This window comes from Modestobacter sp. VKM Ac-2984 (assembly GCF_026967985.1).
In the GTDB taxonomy this organism is placed as follows: domain Bacteria; phylum Actinomycetota; class Actinomycetes; order Mycobacteriales; family Geodermatophilaceae; genus Modestobacter.
Genome location: NZ_JAPVBJ010000002.1, coordinates 241511 through 260075, shown reverse-complemented (window position 1 = coordinate 260075; position 18565 = coordinate 241511). Strand labels below are relative to the sequence as shown.

The following is an 18565-nucleotide window of genomic DNA, read 5'->3' as shown; positions in this document are numbered from 1 at the left end:
CCGCGCGGAGAGCGGGCGGGTCTCATCCCCGGCGAGGTTCGCCCCGGTAGCTCCCGACGCTCCACAGGTTGCCCTCCGGGTCGCGGACGGCGAACTCGCGCCCGCCGTGGTCGGTGTCCTGCAGTGGCCGGAAGACCTCGGCGCCGGCTGCGACCGCGCGATGGAACAGCACGTCGACGTCGTCGCTCACCAGGTAGCAGCCCGTACTCCCCGGGGCGACCGTCCAGCCACCGTCGTCGCGCACCGAGCCGAGCATGACCCCGCCGCCGGGCGGCCAGTTCAGCTGGGCGTGCTGCACGACGTCGCCCTCGCCGTACACGGCGGTCTCCTCGAAGCCGAGGGCGTCGACCAGGAAGCGGATGACCGCCCGGGCGTCCCGGGCCCGGAAGGCGGGCCAGACGGTGGGCGGGGGAGCGGTGGTGGTGTCGGTCATGGGCTCAGGGTGTCGACACCGGCGTCCGGCCGTCTTGGACGATTCCGAACTCCGCGGCCAGCCACCGGGTCGGCGGGAGGCCGCTGAACGCCCGCCACTCGCGGGTCAGGTGCGCCTGGTCGGCGTAGCCGGTGGCGACGGCGAGCGCGGCCAGGTCGGGCGGGCCACCGCCGGCCACCCGGGCGGCCAGCGCCCGCCGAGCCCGGTCGAACCGGACGACGCGGGCCGCCTCCTTCGGGGTCAGCCCGGTCTCGGCGCGGAACCGGGTGAGCAGGTGCCGCTCGGACCACCCGACCCGCCCGGCCACGTCGGCGACCCGCAGCCGCCCACCGGAGGCGAGGGTCAGCCGCCACGCCTCCACGACCTCGGGCGCCGGCACGCTGTCCGCCTGCAGCCGGCGGAGGAGGACGTGCTCCAGGGCGGCGAACCGGCCCGCCCAGTCCGGTGCGGACCGCACCCGGTCGATCAACTCGGCGCCGTCGGTGCCGAGCACGTCGGCGACCGGGCAGTCGAGGGAGGCCAGCGCGCCCGCCGGCAGGCCGAGCAGTGCCCGCGCACCCAAGGGGCTGAGCGCCAGCTGGACGCCGGCCTGCCACCCGGTCTGGGTGATCAGCGCCGGGCGGGTGTGCAGCCCACCCAGCAGTGCGTCGTAGCGGCCCGGCGCCTGCTGGGGATCGGGGTGCGCGGCGAGCACCAGCGGCTCGTCCAGGGTGACCACGAAGGTGAGGGACGGCGAGGGCAGCCCGCGGTGCACCCCGGACGCGGACCCGCCGTACCGGTAGCCCACCGCACTCGCGATGAACGGGCGCAGCGCCGGGTGCGGGCGGGCGGGCACCCACTCGTCGGACACCGGACCAGGATGGCCGTCCCGCACCGGCTCGTCATCCTCCTCACGCACGGTCCCCGACCGTCGACCGCGTCGTGTTCACTGCTGGTGTGCACCCTCCGATCCCGGCAGCCGCTCCGCGTCCTGCCCGGTGACCGGTCAGGAGATCATCGGTTCCCCCACCCGGGTGGCCGCCGTGCACGCCACCGACCTGCTCGACGGCGCTGCCGAGGAGTCCTTCGACCGGCTGACCGCCCTCGCCCGGCGGCTGACCGGGGCGCCGCTGGCCCTCCTCACCGTCGTCGACGACGAGCGCGCCTACTGGCTGAGCCACCAGGGCACGGGCCCCGACAGCCCGGGTCAGACCACCGTCGAGGAGTCCTTCTGCCAGCACGTGCTGGACGGGAGCCCGATGGTGCTGGTCGACGTGACCGCCGACGAGCGGACCCGGGACCTCACCTCGATCGGGGGCGTGGGCGTCCGCGCCTGGGCCGGCTTCCCGGTGTACACCCCGGACGGGCAGGTGCTGGGCAGCTTCTGCGTGGTCGACACCGACGTCCACGAGTGGACCGCGGGCGACGTCGAGCTGTTGGAGGACCTCGCGGCCATCGCCTCGCGCGAGGTCGCGCTCCGGGTGTCCACCGCCCAGGCCGAGCTGGCCCGCGCGGAGGCACGGGCAGAGGCCGACCGGGCTGCGCTGCTGTCCCGCATCGGCGACCTGCTCACCTCCGGTCTGGAGCCCGCGGACGTCTGGCAGGCGATCGCCCGGCTGGCCGTCCCGGCACTGGGCGACCTCGCCTACGTCTGCATCGTGGAGCGCGACGGCAGCCTCTCCCCGGTCGCCGTCCGCCACTCCGACCCCGCGCAGCTCGCCGTCCTGGAGGAGTGGGTCCACGGCGCCGGCCGACGGGTCGGGGAGGCGTCGGGCCCGGGCCGCGTGGCCGCCACCGGCCGGGTCGAGCTCATCGACGCGCCCTTCGGCGCGCCGCTCACCCCCGCCCAGCAGGACGCCGCCGCCCGGCTGGGGGTGCGCAGCGCCCTGGTCGCGCCGCTGACCAGCCGCGGTGCGGTGATCGCGGTGCTCGTCGTGGCCCGGACCGGTGCGGCGGCGTACTACACCGAGGTCGAGCAGGAACTGGTCACCGCGATGGCCGATCGCGCCGCACTGGTGGTGGAGAACGCCCTCGCCTACGCGTGGCAGCGATCGGTGTCCGAGACCATGCAGCGGGCGCTGCTGCCACCGGTGCTGCCCCAGCCGGAGAACCTGCAGCTGGCTGCCCGGTACCAGCCGGCCGGGGACGCCCAGCTGGTCGGCGGGGACTGGTACGACGCCTACCTGGACGCGCGAGGAGCCACCAGCCTCATCATCGGCGACGTCGCCGGCCACGACATCGAGGCGGCGGCCACGATGGGCCAGCTGCGCACGATGCTGCGGATGGCCGGTCATGACGGCACCACGGCCGCCGGCGCCGTGCTGACCGCCGTGGACGCCGCCTGCGACACCCTCGGGCACGGGGTGTTCGCCACCGTCCTCGTCGCCCAGATCGCGCGCGACCCGGGCGCCGACCGGACCGTCCGCTGGTCCTCGGCGGGGCACCCACCGCCGCTGCTGCTGCACGCCGACGGCCGCGTCGACGTCCTCACCGACCCGGTCGGGCTGCCGCTGGGCGTGCTGCCCGAACAGCCGCGCCCCGAGCACCGCTGCGCGCTGCCGGCGGGCTCCACCCTGCTGCTCTACACCGACGGCCTCATCGAGAACGGCGCCGGCCCAGCCGGTGCCCGGGACCTCGACCAGGGCCTCGGGCGCCTGGTCGAGGTGGTCTCGGACGCCGCCGGCCTAGGACTGGACGCGCTGTGCGACCGCGTGGTCCAGACGCTGCTGCCCGCCGCCGGTGCCGACGACGACGTCGCCCTCATCGCGATCCGGGTGGACGCCGCACCGCGCTAGGAGTCGACCCGGGCGGTCTCCCGGCGCAGCCGCAGCCCCTGCAGCAGCAGCCCGGCGGCGAGCACCGCGCCCACCCCCTCGCCGGCGCGCAGCCGCAGGTCCAGCAACGGCTCGCACCCGAGGGCCTGCAGGACGGCGTCGCAGCCGCGTTCCCGGCTGCGCTGCCCGGCCACCAGCGCCGACTGCGCCGCCGGCTCCAGCAGGACAGCGACCAGCGCGGCGACCGCGGTGGCGAAGCCGTCCAGGACGACGACCGCCCCGGCCTCCGCCGCCCCCAGCACCACCCCGGCGAGCACGGCCAGCTCCGGGCCGCCCAGCTCGGCGAGCGCAGTCTGCGGGTCCAGGTCGGTGCCCGCCCGGGCCAGCGCCGCCGCGACGACGTCCCGCTTGCGCTCCACCATGACCGCGTCCGCTCCGGACCCGAGCCCGGCGACCTCGGCTGGTTCCACGTGCAACAGTGCGGCGGCCAGGGCGGCGGCGACCGTGGTGTTGCCGATGCCGACCTCCCCGAGGGCGACCAGCCCGGCCCGACCGTGTTCGGCGCCCAGCGCCCGACCGGCCGCGAGCAGCGCCGCGGTGTCCGCCGCCGTCATCGCCGGCCCGCTCACCAGGTCCCCCCGGGCACCGACCGGCCGGGCCGCGACCGCACCGGGCACGGCGGAACCCGCGACCCCGGCGTCCACCACGACCAGGCCGAGCCCCGCCGACCGGGCGGCGGTGGCGCCCAGGGCGACCCCGGCGACCGCAGCGGTGGTGACGTCCCGGGTGGTCGAGCCCGGGTAGGCCGAGACGTGGTGCGCGGTGACCGGGTGGTCGGCGGCGGCGAGCAGGAGCACGCCCCCGGTGAGGTCGCCCCGGCCCAGCGCCACCGCCCGGGCGACCGCGCCGTCCAGCACGCCGAGCGACCCCGGCGGGGTGAGCAGCCGGTCGGCGCCGTCCCGGGCCCCGACGACCTGCTCCGGCGCCGGGCTGCGCAGCCGGGACGGCGGCGGCGCGGGCGCGGCCTCCTCGGCCGGCCACCGGTCGGCCAGGACCACGTCGGACAGCGGCTGCCGGCGCGACCAGGCGGCCCGCTCCAGGCCGGGGGCCGGCGGGCGCTCGTCGGGCCAGCCCAGGCACAGCCAGCCGAGGGTGACCACGCCCTCGGGCAGGCCCAGCAGCTCGGCCAGCTCCTCGGGCCGGAACAGCGTCACCCAGCCCAGGCCCAGCCCCTCCGCGCGGGCGGCCAGCCACAGGTTCTGGATCGCGGTGGCGCAGCTCCACAGATCGGCGTCGGGGAAGGTCGCCCGGCCCAGCACCCCGGCCGCCGGCGTCCGCCGGTCGCAGCAGACCACGACCCCCAGCGGTGCCTCCCGGACGCCGGCCAGCTGCAGGTCCAGCAGCCGGGCGGCGGCGTCCGGGTTCAGCTGGGCGGCCTGGCGCAGCCGCTCCCGGTCGGTGAGGACGGCCGCGGTGTCCCGGATGCCGGCGTCCCGGACGACGACGAACCGCCACGGCTGGCTGTGCCCCACCGACGGCGCCTGGTGCGCGGCGGTCAGCACCCGGGTGAGCGCCTCGTCGGGCACCGGGTCCGGCCGGTACCGCCGGACGTCGCGGCGGGCCTCGACCGTCCGGTACAGCCCGGCCCGGTCGGCCTCCGGCAGCGCCCAGCCGGCGGGGTCTGCCGCACGCTGCGACGCCGCGGTGCCGTCGCCGATCAGCGGCACCGGCCGGGGCCAGGTGGTCATCCCTCGACCTGCGCCAGGAACCTGCGCACGGTCTCCAGGAACACCTCGGGCTGCTCGGAGTGCACCCAGTGCCCGGCGTTCTTCACCCGCACCAGCCGGGTCGTCGGGAACAGCTCGTCCATCCGCGGCCGGTCGTCGTCGAGCACGTAGGTGGAGTTCGCCCCGGCGATCCAGAGCACCGGGCCCTCGTAGCTGGCCCCCGGCGGCGGGTCGGGGAACCGGCGCAGCTCGCCCAGGTCGCGGGCCAGGGTCTCCAGGTTCAGCCGCCAGCGCCAGCCGTCGCCCTCCCCGACGCCGTCCCGGACCAGGCTCTGCAGCAGGAACGACCGCACCATCGTGCTGGGGACGGCGGCGCGCAGCGCCTGGTCGGCGTCCTCCCGGGTCTCCAGCCGGTCGAGGTCCATGCCCTGCATGGCGGTGATGAACGCGGCGAACGGGGAGGCCTCCTCGTCGGGGTCCTCGGTCCGGCCGCCGGACTCGGGGTAGTCGGTCGGGGCGATGTCGACGACGACGAGGGCGCGCAGCAGCTCGGGCCGGCGCAGCGCCAGCTGCATCGCCACCTTGCCGCCCATCGAGTGCCCGACCAGCGTCACCGGCTCACCCAGCTGGGCCAGCTCGGCGGCGACGAACTCGGCCATGTCGACGTAGTCGACCCGGTCGGTCCACGGCGAGTGCCCGTGGTTGGGCAGGTCGAGCAGGGTGACCCGGTGCCCGTCGGCGGCCAGCGCCTTGGCGATCGTCGTCCAGTTGCGGCCCTGGCCGAACAGGCCGTGCACGAAGACCACGCGGGGCCCGGAGTCGCCGAGCGTGCGGGCCGACAGGCGGATGTCCTCGGTCATGCGCTGATCGCAGCACATGTCGCTGCGCCTGGCTGTCGGTGGGCGCCCGTAGCGTCGGGCGGACCGGTCGTCGACCCCCAGGAGAACCCCGTGCCCGGACGCCGACGGCGCCCCACCAGCTCGACCCGCAGCAGCACGACGACCACCCGGACGGCAGCGCCGCGGAAGGCGGCCGCCCGGAAGGCGACCCCCCAGAAGGCGGCACCCCGGAAGGCTGCGCTGAAGGCGGGCGCCGAGCTGCCGGTCGCCGGGCCGGGGGAGCGGGTCTGGGTGCTCGCCGTCCCGTTCCGGGCGCCGGCGCCGGGGGCGAGCTGGCACGCCGGCCTGTCCGCGCACGTGTACGTGGGGGCCACGCTGCCCGCGGCGCTGGCGCCCTACGACCCGCCGCCGTACAGCCTGGAGCGGTTCCTCGAGGACGAGCTGAACGCCGAGCCCCGCCCGGTGCCGGCGGGCCGCCCGATGTCCCCGCGCCCGGAGCAGGTCAGCGGGGCAGCGGTCATCGCCGCGCACGAGGCGGCCGGCGGTCGGATGTTCCTGCTCGGCGACGACCCGGGCGTGGGCAAGACCGGCACCGCGATCCTGGCCGTCGCGCAGATCGCCGCCCGGCGTGCCGACCACCCCCGGCCGGTCCGCACGGTGCTGGTCGTCGCCGACCGGCCGGCCGCCATCACGGTGCCGCACTGGGCCCGCTCGATCGCGGCCTTCGGAGGCACGGCAGCTGAGGGTCAGGGCTTGCGCTGGTGCGTGACCACCTGGGACCGGCTGGGCAAGGTGGCCGGCCTGACCAAGGCGACCGGCACGCGGTTCGACGTCGTGATCGCCGACGAGGCCCACATGGTGCGGCACACCACCACCCAGCGGTGGAAGCACTGGAAGTCGGTCTCCGGCGCCGGCCGGGTCAAGGACGCGCCCTACGTGCTGCTGGCCACCGCGACCCCGGCGCACACCCCGCTGGAGCTGCCCTACCTGGCGCCGCACTTCGCCGCCGTCCACGGGGAACCGCTGAAGGAGTGGGCCGACCTGCCCAGCCGCCTCGCCGCGCACGGGTTCCACGTGGAACGTGCCCGCTACGGCTGGAGCTGGACCGAGGACGCGGAGGAGCGCCGGGCCGACCTGACCCGGCTGCGCAGCTGGCTGGCCGACACCGACCCGCCGGCCACGCTGCACCGCCCCGCCCCGTGGGGACCGGTGTCGGTCACCGGCACCCCGGTCGAGCTGACCCCCGCCGAGCGGGCGCAGTACGGGGCCGAGTGGTCGGAGTTCCGCGCGGAGATGCAGCTGGCCCGCCGGAAGCGGGAGACCGCGCGCGGCCGGGCCGCACTGCTGCGGTTCCGGCAGAAGGCCGGGCTGATCCGGGCGGCGGCGACGGTCGACTGGGTCAGGGCCCAGGTGGAGGCCGACCGGCAGGTCGCCGTGTCGGTGGAGTTCGTCGAGACCGCAGCCGACCCGATCCGGGAGGCCCTGCTGGACGGCGGCGTCGCCGTCGCCTCGATCTACGGCCGGGACCGCTTCGACGTGGAGGCCGAGCGGCTGCGCTTCCAGACGGGGGAGGCGCCGGTGTGCGTGTTCACCGTGACCGCCTCGATCAGCCTGCACGCCGGTGAGGTGCTGCCCGGCGGGCGCACCGCGTCGACCACGCCCCGGGTCGGGTTGTTCCACCAGCCACGGTTCTCCGGGATCGCCGCCCGGCAGGTCACCGGCCGCACGCACCGCGACCACCAGGTCTCCCCGTGGCGGGTCGCGTTCGCGCAGGACACCGTGGAGGAGGACGTGGCCCGGGTGATGGTCGAGCGGTTGGCCGTCACCGGTTCGACCGCCGGCGGCGACACCGCCGGGCTGCAGCAGATCGCCGAGCTGCTCGACGCCGACTGGCTGCCCGCGACCTCGCTGACCGGCGCCGACTAGGTCAGGTCAGCCGCATCGGCAGGTGCGGGATGCCGTCCTCGACGTAGTCCGGCCCGGAGCGGCGGAACCCGAACCGTTCGTACCAGGACTCCAGGTACGCCTGGGCGCCGATGTCGATGGTGCGGCCCTCACACAGCTCGATGCCCCGGGCGATGAGCTGGGCCGACAGCCCTCGACCCCGGGCGCCCTCCGCGGTGGCGACCCGGCCGATGGCCCGGTCCTCCCCGTTGGTCAGCACCCGGATGGTGGACAGCACGGTGCCGTCATCGGCCTCGTGCCAGAGGTGCACGGTGGTCGGCTCGGCGTCCCGGCCGTCCAGCTCCGGGTACGGGCAGGCCTGCTCCACGACGAAGACGTCGACCCGGAGCCGCAGGATCCCGTAGAGCTCGGCCGGGGTCAGCTCGGCGAAGGCGGCCTCACGCAGCGCGGGAGCATCGGTCACCGGTGCATCGTCGCAAGCCGTCAGGACGCCGCCCGCCGCAGGTGATCTCGGTGGGCCAGCAGCGCCCAGACCACGTGCCCGAGGTCCATCCGTTCCCCGCCGGCCGGCCAGGCGTCCGGGAGTGCGGCCCCCGGCCGCGACGCCTCCGGGACCAGGGTCAACAGGCGTCGCGACGACCCGGTCTCCTCGCTGGGGAGGCCGACGGTGAAGGCGGGGTCGGCCGGGCCCCAGACCCGCTGCCCGGCCCGGTCGTGCGCCACCAACTCCCGGCCGCGACGGTCGAGTTCGAGGCCCTCGTCGTGCACCAGTCCGTGGTCGACGTCGCAGAGCAGCACCATCGCCGACACGTCGGTGCGGCCACCCAGCCGCCACGGGGTGAGGTGGTGGGCGTGCAGCCGCTCGATCCGGGTCTCGGTGCAGCCCGGCCGGGCACAGCCACCGTCCCGGCTCAGGAGCGCCCGCCGTTGCGCTGCGCTCGCCAGCCGCCGACGCCGGCCGAGCGCCAGCGGCTGGCCGTTCCGCTCGACGATCACCGTCAGCGCCGCCTCGCACGCCATCCGCCGCGCCTGGGCCGGTGACAGCGGCGGGCCGCCTTCCAGGTGTGCCCGCCCAGCGGCCGCATCGTCGGCAAGGACGTCGGCGTCCACGTGCACCACCACCTCCCGGCGCGGCGGGTCGCCCGCGCGTCGTCCGGTGTCGGCAGCGACCTCGGCCAGCTGGGCCAGCGCCCGGCAGCGCCGCGCGCTCATCCGTTCCCGCGGGAACGTCTCGGGGTCCGCCGGGCAGTCGGCGGCGGCAGTGACCGCCCGGGTCGCAGCGGCGCGTTCCCGGCGGGCGTCGCGCTCGGCCAGCGACTCGACCGACGCCAGCAGCGCCGCACCGGCCTCGCCGTCCATCCGGACCTGCAGCACGAGCATCCCGTCGCCGTCCCAGTGCCACTGGAAGGACCGCTTCTCCGCGACCAGCCCCTCGTCGACGGCGTCCGACCGGCGCCAGGCGCGCACCACCCGCTCCACCTGGGACGCCGTCGCGTGCCGCGCGAGTTCCACCAGTTCCACTTCCGTGCCGGCATCGGCGACCCGGGTGATCGCCCGCACCTTCGAGTACGACAGCCGGCCCGCCGCGAACGCCTCCGCCGTCACCGGCAGCGAGCCCAGCGCCCGGGCCACCCGCACGTGCTCCCGCGCGGCACCCGGGCTCATCCCGCACTGCCAGGCCAGCCAGTGCGCACAGCTCTTCACGCCGGCCTCACCCCAGCCCTCTCGGGCGTCGAACTCCGCGACCAGTCGCAGCCAGGCAGCGGTCGCCGCTGCCAGCCGCACCGCCCCCGACCGGATCTCCCGGGCGAGCTCCTCGACCGACCACTGCCCCGTCCCGTCGACGTCGAGCTCCGACACCTCACGCACCGCCACGACTGCACCCATGACCCGACGCTACGACCTGGGTACGACAGAAGCCGCAGCTCAGCGGCCCGGCGACGGTGCCGCGGGAACGTCGGTGTTAGCGTCGAAGGCTGACACGGGGTGTCCCACCGGGGACTGAGAGCACACCCGTCGAACCTGCTCCAGTTGGTACTGGCGAAGGGATGTCACTGCGATGGACGTCATCGACCTGCGCACCGCCCGGACGGCGCTGCGAGACTCCGCACCCCTGGTGCACTGCCTGACCAACACGGTCGTGCAGACGATCACCGCCAACGCGCTGCTGGCGATCGGCGCGGCCCCGGCGATGGTCGACGACCCGGCCGAGGCCGGCGAGTTCGCCGCCGTCGCCTCCGCGGTGCTGGTCAACGTGGGCACGGTGCAGCAGCGCACCGCCGAGGCGATGCGGCTCGCCGCCCGCACCGCCGCCGACGTCGGCACCCCGTGGGTGCTGGACCCGGTGGCCGTCGGCGGGCTCACCTTCCGCACCGAGCTGGCCGCCGACCTGGTCGGCCTGCGCCCCACCGTCGTCCGCGGGAACGCCTCGGAGGTGCTCGCCCTGGCCGGCGCCGGCAAGGGCGGCCGCGGCGTGGAGAGCACCGACTCCCCGGAGGCCGCGCTCGAGGCAGCCCGGGAGCTGGCCCGGCGGACCGGCGGCGTCGTGGCCGTCAGCGGCCCGGTCGACGTCGTCACCGACGGGGACCGGGTCGTCCGGGTGGGGGGCGGGTCCCCGCTGCTCACCCGAACCACCGGTGCCGGCTGCGCGCTGGGCGGCATCGTCGCCGCCTACGTCGCGACCACCGGTGACCCGCTGACCGCCGTCGTCGCCGGCCACGCGCACGTGGCGCTGGCCGCGGAGGCCGCCGCCGGCCTCGCCGCCGGGCCGGGCACGTTCGCCGCACTGTGGCTGGACGCGCTCGACGCGGTCGACGGCGACGCGCTCACCCGCGCCGACGTCCGCACCTCATGAGGGCCGGCTTCGACCCGCGGCTCTACCTGGTCACCGACACGCTGCTCTGCGCGCCCCGGTCGGTGCCCGAGGTGGTCGCCGCGGCCGTCTCCGGTGGCGTGACCGCCGTCCAGGTGCGGGACAAGACCGCCGGGCGCCGTGACCTCCTCGCCCTCACCCGCGCGGTGCAGGACGCGCTCCGGCCGACCCCGGACGTGCGGCTGATCGTGAACGACGCCGTCGACGTCGCCCTGCTCACCGGGGCCGACGGCGTGCACGTGGGCCAGGACGACCTGCCGCCCGCCGACGTCCGCCGGCTGCTGGGCCCGGACGCCCTGATCGGCGTCTCCGTCGGCAGCGCCGCCGAACTGGACGCCGTCCTCGCCCTCCCCGCCGGCACCGCCGACCTGGTCGGCCTCAGCCCGATCTGGTCGACCCCCACCAAGCCCGACGCCGGCGCCGCCCTGGAGCTCGACGGCGCCCGCGCGCTGGCCGCCCGCGCCCGCGCCGGGGGCCTGCTGTCGGTGGCCATCGGCGGCATCTCCGCCGTCACGGCGGCCGCCGTGGCCGGCACCGGGGTCGACGGCATCTGCGTGGTCTCCGACATCTGCGCCGCCACCGACCCGGCGGCCGCCGCCCGGACCCTGCGCACCGCGATGGCCGGGGAGCTGGTGGCCCGATGACCGCCGCCGTGGCCCTCACCGTGGCCGGCAGCGACCCCAGCGGCGGCGCCGGCATCCAGGCCGACCTCAAGACCTTCAGCGCCCTGGGCGTCTACGGCACCGCGGTGCTCACCGCGCTGACCGCGCAGAACACCCGCGGCGTCACCGGCGTGCACCAGGTGCCGGCCGGCTTCGTCGGCGACCAGCTGGCCACCCTGCTGGACGACGTGACCGTGCACGCCACCAAGCTCGGCATGCTGGGCACCGCCGACGTCGTGCGGACGGTCGCCGCGGCGCTGGCCGACCGCCCGGGCGGCCCCGTGGTCTGCGACCCGGTGATGGTGGCGACCAGCGGCGACCGGCTGATCTCGGAGGAGGCGGTCGACGCCGTCCGCACCGACCTGCTGCCGGTGACCGACCTGCTCACCCCGAACGTGCCCGAGGCCGCGGCCCTGCTCGACGTGCCGCCCGCGACGACCGTCGAGGAGCTGGCCCCACAGGCCCACGCGCTGCTGGAGCTGGGGCCGGCGGCGGTGCTGCTCAAGGGCGGGCACCTGGGCGGGGAGGAGAGCGTCGACGTCCTCGCGACCGCCGGCGGGGTGCTGGAGACCCGGCGGCCCCGGGTGCGGACGTCGTCCACCCACGGCACCGGGTGCACGCTGTCCTCGGCGCTCGCCGCGCTGGCCGCCCGCGAACGGCACGCCCGCAACGAGCTGGACTGGGCGCCGCTGGTCGACGAGGCCCGCGACTACCTGCAGGCCGCTCTCGAGGCCGGGGAGTCGCTCGGGGTCGGCTCGGGGCACGGGCCGGTGCACCACTTCGCGGGGCGCTGGTAGGTCAGCCCTCCTCGGCGAGGACCTCGCGCAGCAACCGGGCCGCCAGCTCGTCCCCGCCGGCGGCGGCGATGGAGAAGTGCTCGACGGCGGTGTCGACGTCACCGGTCTCCAGCAGCAGCACCCCCAGGTCGTGGTGGGCGTGCAGGTCACCGCCCTCGACACCGGCCCGGTAGGCGGCCTCCGCGGCGACGGCGTCGTCGAGCTCGTCGCGGTAGAGGTTGCCCAGCGGCAGCCAGCTCGCGAGCTCGCCGCGGGCCGCGCCCCGCTCCAGCACCACCCGGGCCTCCTCGACCCGCCCGGTGCTGCGCAGCAGGTCGGCCAGGCCGGTGCGGGTGTGCGGGTGGTGGTCGGCGCCGGCCCGCAGCTCGGGCTCCAGCGCCAGGTCGCGGCTCTCCTGCCAGCGCCAGCAGGCCAGGGTGGCGCGGGCCACCGGGTTGCCGGCGTCCGCGGCGACCTGCGCCCAGTGCCAGGCCGCCAGCTGCCGGCCGGAGGACCGCAGCAGGTACGCCAGCTCCAGCGCCGCCGGGTGCGCACCGCGCTCGGCGGCCACGCGGAACGTCCGCTCGGCCTCGGGGGCCCGGTCCTGGCCCTGCAGCGCCTCGCTCAGCGCGGCCCAGCCACCGGCGTCCCCGCGGTCCACGGCGGTCCGGGCGGCGGCCTCCGCCTCCGACCAGCAGCCCAGCCGCAGCAGCGCCCGCGCCAGGTCCAGCCAGGCGTCGTCCTGCCCGGCGTCGGCCGCCCGGCGGTGCGCCACCGCGGCCTCCGCCCAGCGCCCGAGGACGCCCAGGCAGGCGCCCAGGTGGCGCAGCGCCGCCGGGTCGCCGTGCGCCGCCGCCGTCCCGAGGAGCTCGACCGCCCGCTCGTGGTCGCCCATGTCGGCGAGCGCGCACCCCCGGTCGACGAGGACGTCGACGTCGGGGGTGTTCTCCGGGTCCAGGGGCACGTCGGCAGTCTGTCGTGACCACCGGCCCGGGCGCATGCCCCGAAGGGGCGGGGCCACCCGTTCAGGGGGTCCAGTCGGGCGGATCGGCCGGTTGCAGGTCCGGGTCGTCGGCGGCGAGGGTGCGCACCGGACCGGGCGTCGTGCGCGGGCCCTCGAACCGGACGGTCACCCGGTTGAGCCCGCTGCCCCAGACCCAGCCCGAGCCCAGCTCCGGGTGGACGACGTCCTGCCCGGGGTACCAGACGACGACAGCGGGCCCCGGCGCCGGATCGGCCGGCGGCTCGGCGGGCTCCACCACCTCGACGGGCTGGACCACCTCCGAGGGCTCAGCGAACAGGTCGCCCTGGGCGTAGGGCGACAGCCCCGAGACGCCGACGCCGAGCAGCCGCAGGCCACCGCTGCGGTCGACGGCGCCGAGCAGCCGGTGGGCGATCTCGGCGATCTGCCGCGGGTCGTCGACGGCGTGGGCCAGGGTCTGGGAGCGGGTGAGGGTGCTGAAGTCGTAGCGGCGGACCTTCAGCGTCACGGTGCGCCCGGAGGTGCCCGAGCGCTGCAGTCGGCTGCCCACCCGGGTCGCCAGCGCCTCGATCTCGGCGGCGAGCCGGGCCGGGTCGGTCAGGTCGCGGGCGAAGGTCTCCTCGGCGCTGACCGACTTGGCCTCCCGGTCGGTGACCACCGGCCGGTCGTCGTCGGCCCGGGCCAGCCGGTAGAGCCCGGCGCCGTGCGCCTGGCCGACCAGGCTGGTCAGGTCGACCAGCGACAGCCGGTGCAGGTCACCGATGGTCTTCACCCCGATCTGGGCCAGCCGCTCTGCGGTCGCCGGCCCGACGCCGCCCAGCGCGCGCACCGGCAGCGGGTGCAGGACGGCGAGCTCCTGCCCGGGCGGGACGACGGTCAGCCCGTCCGGCTTGTCCAGCTCCGAGCCGATCTTCGCCACCGCCTTGGAGGTGCCGATCCCGACCGACCCGGTGACCCCGCCGGTGGCGACCGCGATCCGGGCCTTGAGCTCGGCCGCCAGCGCGGTCACCCCGGGGACCGACAGGTCGTGGGCGCCGGCGGCCAGGTCGACGTAGGCCTCGTCGATGGAGACCGGCTCGACCAGCGGGGAGAGCTCGCGCAGCAGCGCCATCACCACCTCCGACGTCCGCTTGTAGGCGGCGAAGCGGGTGCCCAGGAACGCCGTGCCCGCCGGGCACAGGCGCCGCGCCTCGATGGTGGACATGGCGCTGCGGGCACCGAACGCCCGGGCCTCGTAGGAGGCGGTGGAGACGACGCCGCGGCCGCCGGTGCCACCGACGACGACCGGCCGGCCGCGCAGCGAGGGCTTGTCCCGCTGCTCGACGGCGGCGAAGAAGGCGTCCAGGTCCAGGTGCAGGATGCTGGGCTCCCGACGCACGCCCTCCATGATGCCGCGAGAGGATGGCCGCATGGTCGAGCAGAGCAGTTGGAGCCGGATGTCCCAGGAGGACCCGGCGCACTCCACCGCCTACGTCGAGCGCTTCCGCCGGCTGGCCGCCGAGGGGATGGACCTGGCGGGGGAGGCCCGGCTGGTCGACGCGCTGCTGCCCCGGGGCGCCCGGGTGCTGGACGCCGGCTGCGGTCCCGGCCGGGTCGGCGCCGTCCTGTTCGACGCCGGGCACGAGGTCGTCGGGGTGGACGCCGACCCGGTGCTGGTCGCCGCCGCCGAGGCCGACCACCCGGGGCCCCGCTGGATCGTCGGCGACCTGGCCGAGCTCGACCTGCCGGACCGGTTCGACGGCATCGTCTGCGCCGGCAACGTGATGGCCTTCCTGGCGCCGAGCACCCGTGGCGAGGTGCTCCGCCGGTTCCGCACCCACCTGCGCCCGGACGGCCGGGCGGCGATCGGCTTCGGGGCGGGGCGCGGGTACCCCTTCGAGGAGTTCCTGGCCGACGCCGAGGGCGCCGGGCTGACCCCGGACGTGCTGCTGTCCACCTGGGACCTGCGGCCCTACTCGCCGGACGCCGACTTCCTGGTCGCCGTCCTGCGCCCGGCATGACCCTGCTGCCGGACCCGGCGACCTTCTCCAGGCGTGACGACCAGCGCGCGGCGGGCCGGACCCGGTTCGTCGCCACCGGCGCGCAGACCCGCGGCGACTTCGGGCTGTTCGAGGTGACCATGGCCCCGGGCGGCAGCGGCCCCGGGCCACACCTGCACCGCACGTTCAGCGAGTCGTTCCACGTGCTGGAGGGATCACTGGCGGTGCTGGCGAACGGCGAGTGGACGACGGCGCACGCCGGTGACCTGGTCCACGTGCCCCGGTCCGGGGTGCACGGCTTCCGGTCGGTGGGCCCGGACGTCGGAGCCCGCTTCCTCATCCTGTTCACCCCGGGCATCCCGCGGGAGGAGTACTTCACCGGCCTGCTGGAGCTGCACGCCGGCGGTCGCACGCCGACGACGGAGGAGATCGACGCGTTCGCACTCCGTCACGACCAGCTCAACCTCCGGGACTGAGTCCTGCGGTGCCGCTGCTGACCGTCGGCCACGGGCCCGAGGACCGGGCCCGCCTGCTGACCCGCTTCGCCGACGCCGGCGTGGCCGAGCTCGTCGACGTCCGCCGGTTCCCCGGCAGCCGGGTCAACCCCGACGTCCGGCGCGAGGCGCTCACGGAGTGGCTCCCGGCGGCGGGGGTCACCTACCGTTGGGAGGAGCGGCTGGGCGGCCGGCGCCGGCTGCCCGCGGGGGAGCCGGTCGCCGACGGCTGGTGGACGGTGGCCCAGTTCGCCGCGTACGCCGCGCACACCCGCACCGCCGAGTTCGCCGCGGCCCTGGACGAGGTGCTGGCCGCCGCGGCCGACCGCACGGTGGCGGTGATGTGCAGCGAGAGCGTGTGGTGGCGCTGCCACCGGCGGCTGATCGCCGACGTCGTCGTGCTGGCCCGCGGACTCCCGGTGGACCACCTGATGCCCGACGGTCGGCTGACCCGGCACCGGCCCGCCGAGGGCGCCGTCCTCGGTGCCGACGGGGCGGTGCACTGGCCAGGCTGAGTCACTCGCAGGCGGTGCCGTCCCCGTCGCCGTCCATCGCGTCGGACCACCCCGGGTCACCGCGGTGCAGGGGTGCGGCGCCGGCGGCCCGGGCCGCGTCGCAGTTGGCGAAGGGCGCGGTGGCGGGGTCGGCCGGCGGTGGGGCGACCGTCTCCGGGGCCGGCGCGGACGACGTCGGGACCGGTTCGCCGGGGCAGCTGTCCAGCACCCCGGCGATGGCGTCGCGCTCCGCCGGGGTGACCCACAGGCCGTGGTCGGCCTTCACCGCGACCTGCCGGGCGACGTAGGCGCAGCGGTGACCACGGTCGGAGGGCAGCCAGGTGGCGGCGTCGCCGTCGCCCTTCTGCCGATTGGCCGAGTAGTCGACGGCCAGCAGGTTGAGCGGGTCGTTGGCGAAGGCTGTACGGCGGGACTCGTCCCACGCGAAGGCGCCGGTCTGCCAGCCGTTGCTGAGGGCGACGACGTGGTCGATGTCGACGCTGCTGCCGTCGCCCTTCTGGAAGGCGATGGTCTGGCCGGTGTACGGGTCGACGAGGGTGCCGCTGACCACCACGCAGTCCTGGGTGCTGGGCCGGAACTGCTCTCCGGTGAGGTCGCGGGCCAGCACGTCGTTGCGGGTGTCGCAGCCGTTGCGGTCGACGTCGGCCCAGGTGGCGCCGAACTCGTCGCGGTCGTACCCGGTCTTCGGGGCGCGGCCCTTGACCGGCAGGGTGGCCAGGACGTCAGCGGCGAGCGGGCCTGCGGCCGGGGCGCCGGAGGTGGACTGCTGGGCGGCCTCGGAGACGGCGTCGGCGGCCGGGCTGGCCGGGTCGTCGGCCGGGGCGCAAGCGGCGGTGCCGAACACGGCGAGCGCGGCCAGTGCGGTGATGCGGTGTTTCACGTGGAGCCCCCGGGAGTCGGCCGGCCCCGACGGTAGGTTCCCCGCCACCTGGATCCGGGGACCTGCCGGGCGCGCCGGGCGACGTGTCGCCGCCCGGCGCGGAGGCCCGAGCCCGCTGGGTTCAGGCCGGCAGCGGGATCAGCCCCGGCCACCCCGGCCGTTGCCGTTGCCCTGGCCGTTGCTGGCTGCCTCGCCGGTGCTGGCGACCTCGGCGGACTCGACCACCTCGGCGCTGTCCGCCTCGGGGGCGGGCTCGGTGACGGGCTGCTCCTTGCCCGCCTTGTTGCGCGCTGCCGAGGAGACGGCCTGGCCGTGCTCCCGGCCGGTCGCGAAGCTGGAGTGGGCGACGGACGAGACGGCCTGCCCGTGGTTGGCCGGGGCCGGCACCTCGGGCGTCGTGGGCTCCTCGACGGGCACCTCGACGGGCACGTCGGTCGGCTCCCCGGTCGGCTCGGTGGTCGGGTCGGTGGTCGGGTCGGTCGGCTCCGGGACCTCCGTCGACTCGGGGACGTCGGTCGGCTCGGTGCTCGGGTCGGCCGTCGGCGCCGCGACGTCGGTGGGCTCGGTGACGACGGTCGGTTCCGTGGTGCCCACCTCGGTCACCGTCGGCTCGGCGGCGGCGGTGACCACCTGGGTGGTCACGGCAGCACCCCCGCCGGCCACGACGAGGGCGGTCGCGCCGGCGGCCACCTTCCCGGCCAGTGAGGCGGAGACGGCCTTGGCGAGCAGGCCGGAGAAGAGCGAGAACACAGGGGACCTCCAGGTCGTGGGTGGTGCGTTGCCTGGAGCATCGGCAGCCAGACCCCCCTAGTTGAGTCGCCCCGGTCTCGTATCACCGATCGAGTGAACGGCATGCTGGGCCGGTGACCACCGAGGAACCAGGCAGGGCGGGCGAGCTGACCTCGGCGAACCTGGTCGAGCTGCTGCGTGCGGCGGACACCGCCTGGACGACCGCTGCGGGGGTGACGCGGCACTGGCGTCGCCAGGACCTGGTGGTCCGCGCGTTCCATCGGCACTACGAGCAGCGGAGCGCGCAGTTCCCCGACGCGGTGACCTGGCTGGTGTCGACGTCGGACGAGGGCCCGGACGAGGCGGGAGGGGGCTCGCCGGGGCCGGCTGACGAGGTGTTCGAGACGGTGCTGGCCGTCGCTGCCGACCGGCCGCACCGGCGTCGGCGAGCCGAGCTGGTGTCCAGTCGTGGCGATGACCACCCCGCAGACCTGCTGGTGGTCGACCAGGACACGTTCTGGGCGCGGACCGGGACGGAGGTCTCCACCAACCACGGCAACGTGGACCACGGCCACGGTGGCGCCGACATCATCGACGCACTGTTGTGCCCCGGCTACGTGCCGGTGCTGTTCACGCTCGCCCCTCTCGGCCGGATGCAGCTGGCCGGCCGCGACTGCATCGAGCTGGGCGCCCGCCCCCGCACGGACGTGCCCGACGACGAGCGCTGGAACTGGCCCGGGTCACCGCTGGACATGATCACCGGCGGGGACGAGTTCCGGCTCGCCGTCGACGTCGGCACCGGGATCATCGTGCGGGCGAGCAAGTTCGTCGACGGGGAGCTCGCCGAGGTCACCGAGTGGCGGGAGCTGCGCCTGGATCCGGCGCTCCCCACGTCGCTGTTCGACCCGCTCTGACGTCAGTCCGCCGCCGGTGGGCTGAGGTGGCCCGGGCGTCCGCGCCCGCCCCTGTGCGGTGACGTCGCGCGTGGGCGTCCGCTGCGAGTTGCCGGGCGGCGATGA

At 76.4% G+C, this 18565-nt stretch carries 19 protein-coding genes and 1 riboswitch; of the genes, 9 read left to right on the top strand and 10 right to left on the bottom strand.

Annotated elements, in window-relative coordinates; all coding sequences use genetic code 11:
- Positions 1-22 precede the first annotated feature (22 nt).
- Complete coding sequence (locus tag O2W16_RS05155; protein ID WP_269157732.1) at positions 23-433, bottom strand: VOC family protein; 411 nt, start codon at positions 431-433, stop codon at positions 23-25.
- A gap of 4 nt (positions 434-437) precedes the next feature.
- The gene (locus O2W16_RS05150) at positions 438-1331 is read right to left on the bottom strand and encodes a helix-turn-helix domain-containing protein (protein WP_269157731.1); all 894 of its coding nucleotides are present in this window, start codon (positions 1329-1331) and stop codon (positions 438-440) included.
- A 79-nt stretch (positions 1332-1410) separates the two neighbouring features.
- Between O2W16_RS05150 and O2W16_RS05145 the strand changes: the two genes are divergently transcribed.
- Positions 1411-3207, top strand: a complete 1797-nt coding sequence (locus tag O2W16_RS05145) for a SpoIIE family protein phosphatase (RefSeq protein ID WP_269157730.1) — start codon at positions 1411-1413, stop codon at positions 3205-3207.
- Here the strand turns inward: O2W16_RS05145 and bluB are convergent.
- The gene (bluB, locus tag O2W16_RS05140; protein WP_269157729.1) at positions 3204-4934 is read right to left on the bottom strand and encodes a 5,6-dimethylbenzimidazole synthase; all 1731 of its coding nucleotides are present in this window, start codon (positions 4932-4934) and stop codon (positions 3204-3206) included. The two genes, O2W16_RS05145 and bluB, sit on opposite strands and share 4 nt — an antisense overlap.
- Positions 4931-5773 carry an alpha/beta fold hydrolase gene (locus O2W16_RS05135; protein WP_269157728.1) on the bottom strand — a complete coding sequence of 281 codons (843 nt, stop codon included), beginning with the start codon at positions 5771-5773 and terminating at the stop codon, positions 4931-4933. The genes bluB and O2W16_RS05135 overlap by 4 nt, the downstream gene beginning before the upstream one ends.
- A 90-nt stretch (positions 5774-5863) precedes the next feature.
- Between O2W16_RS05135 and O2W16_RS05130 the strand changes: the two genes are divergently transcribed.
- Positions 5864-7678: a DEAD/DEAH box helicase family protein gene (locus O2W16_RS05130; RefSeq protein WP_269157727.1), complete on the top strand. Its 1815-nt coding sequence runs from the start codon at positions 5864-5866 to the stop codon at positions 7676-7678.
- 1 nt (position 7679) lies between these two features.
- On the opposite strand, the gene O2W16_RS05125 is transcribed toward O2W16_RS05130, so the two are convergent.
- Together O2W16_RS05125 and O2W16_RS05120 are read right to left on the bottom strand one after the other, a co-directional pair.
- A complete protein-coding gene (locus O2W16_RS05125) occupies positions 7680-8120 on the bottom strand; it encodes a GNAT family N-acetyltransferase (RefSeq protein WP_269157726.1) in 441 nt (146 codons plus the stop codon).
- A gap of 20 nt (positions 8121-8140) precedes the next feature.
- Positions 8141-9544: an HNH endonuclease signature motif containing protein gene (locus O2W16_RS05120; protein WP_269157725.1), complete on the bottom strand. Its 1404-nt coding sequence runs from the start codon at positions 9542-9544 to the stop codon at positions 8141-8143.
- Between the two features lie 85 nt (positions 9545-9629).
- Positions 9630-9723: riboswitch (TPP riboswitch) on the top strand.
- On the opposite strand from O2W16_RS05120, the gene thiM reads away from it, so the two are divergent.
- The 3 genes from thiM (at position 9717) to thiD (ending at position 11988) form a co-directional block, all read left to right on the top strand.
- Positions 9717-10511, top strand: a complete 795-nt coding sequence (gene thiM / locus O2W16_RS05115; protein ID WP_269157724.1) for a hydroxyethylthiazole kinase — start codon at positions 9717-9719, stop codon at positions 10509-10511. It overlaps the preceding riboswitch by 7 nt.
- The gene (thiE, locus tag O2W16_RS05110) at positions 10508-11173 is read left to right on the top strand and encodes a thiamine phosphate synthase (RefSeq protein WP_269157723.1); all 666 of its coding nucleotides are present in this window, start codon (positions 10508-10510) and stop codon (positions 11171-11173) included. The genes thiM and thiE overlap by 4 nt, the downstream gene beginning before the upstream one ends.
- Positions 11170-11988: a bifunctional hydroxymethylpyrimidine kinase/phosphomethylpyrimidine kinase gene (thiD, locus tag O2W16_RS05105; RefSeq protein ID WP_269157722.1), complete on the top strand. Its 819-nt coding sequence runs from the start codon at positions 11170-11172 to the stop codon at positions 11986-11988. Before thiE ends, thiD begins: the two co-directional genes overlap by 4 nt.
- 1 nt (position 11989) lies before the next feature.
- Here thiD and O2W16_RS05100 read toward each other — a convergent pair whose 3' ends face one another.
- Together O2W16_RS05100 and O2W16_RS05095 are read right to left on the bottom strand one after the other, a co-directional pair.
- Positions 11990-12931 carry a tetratricopeptide repeat protein gene (locus tag O2W16_RS05100; protein WP_269157721.1) on the bottom strand — a complete coding sequence of 314 codons (942 nt, stop codon included), beginning with the start codon at positions 12929-12931 and terminating at the stop codon, positions 11990-11992.
- Positions 12932-12992: 61 nt separating this feature from the next.
- Positions 12993-14327, bottom strand: coding sequence for a DNA polymerase IV (locus O2W16_RS05095; RefSeq protein WP_269157720.1), 1335 nt, complete (start codon positions 14325-14327; stop codon positions 12993-12995).
- A 31-nt stretch (positions 14328-14358) separates the two neighbouring features.
- On the opposite strand from O2W16_RS05095, the gene O2W16_RS05090 reads away from it, so the two are divergent.
- The 3 genes from O2W16_RS05090 to O2W16_RS05080 are packed head-to-tail and all read left to right on the top strand — an operon-like array spanning position 14359 to position 15937.
- Complete coding sequence (locus tag O2W16_RS05090; protein ID WP_269157719.1) at positions 14359-14949, top strand: class I SAM-dependent methyltransferase; 591 nt, start codon at positions 14359-14361, stop codon at positions 14947-14949.
- A complete protein-coding gene (locus O2W16_RS05085) occupies positions 14946-15404 on the top strand; it encodes a cupin domain-containing protein (protein WP_269157718.1) in 459 nt (152 codons plus the stop codon). The genes O2W16_RS05090 and O2W16_RS05085 overlap by 4 nt, the downstream gene beginning before the upstream one ends.
- A gap of 8 nt (positions 15405-15412) precedes the next feature.
- A complete protein-coding gene (locus O2W16_RS05080; RefSeq protein ID WP_269157717.1) occupies positions 15413-15937 on the top strand; it encodes a DUF488 domain-containing protein in 525 nt (174 codons plus the stop codon).
- A gap of 1 nt (position 15938) precedes the next feature.
- On the opposite strand, the gene O2W16_RS05075 is transcribed toward O2W16_RS05080, so the two are convergent.
- On the bottom strand, positions 15939-16817 hold the full coding sequence (locus O2W16_RS05075; protein WP_269157716.1) for a GmrSD restriction endonuclease domain-containing protein: 879 nt from the start codon (positions 16815-16817) through the stop codon (positions 15939-15941).
- Between the two features lie 138 nt (positions 16818-16955).
- Positions 16956-17567 carry a hypothetical protein gene (locus tag O2W16_RS05070; RefSeq protein ID WP_269157715.1) on the bottom strand — a complete coding sequence of 204 codons (612 nt, stop codon included), beginning with the start codon at positions 17565-17567 and terminating at the stop codon, positions 16956-16958.
- A gap of 113 nt (positions 17568-17680) precedes the next feature.
- Between O2W16_RS05070 and O2W16_RS05065 the strand changes: the two genes are divergently transcribed.
- Positions 17681-18460 carry a hypothetical protein gene (locus O2W16_RS05065; protein ID WP_269157714.1) on the top strand — a complete coding sequence of 260 codons (780 nt, stop codon included), beginning with the start codon at positions 17681-17683 and terminating at the stop codon, positions 18458-18460.
- The last annotated feature ends 105 nt before the right edge of the window (positions 18461-18565 follow it).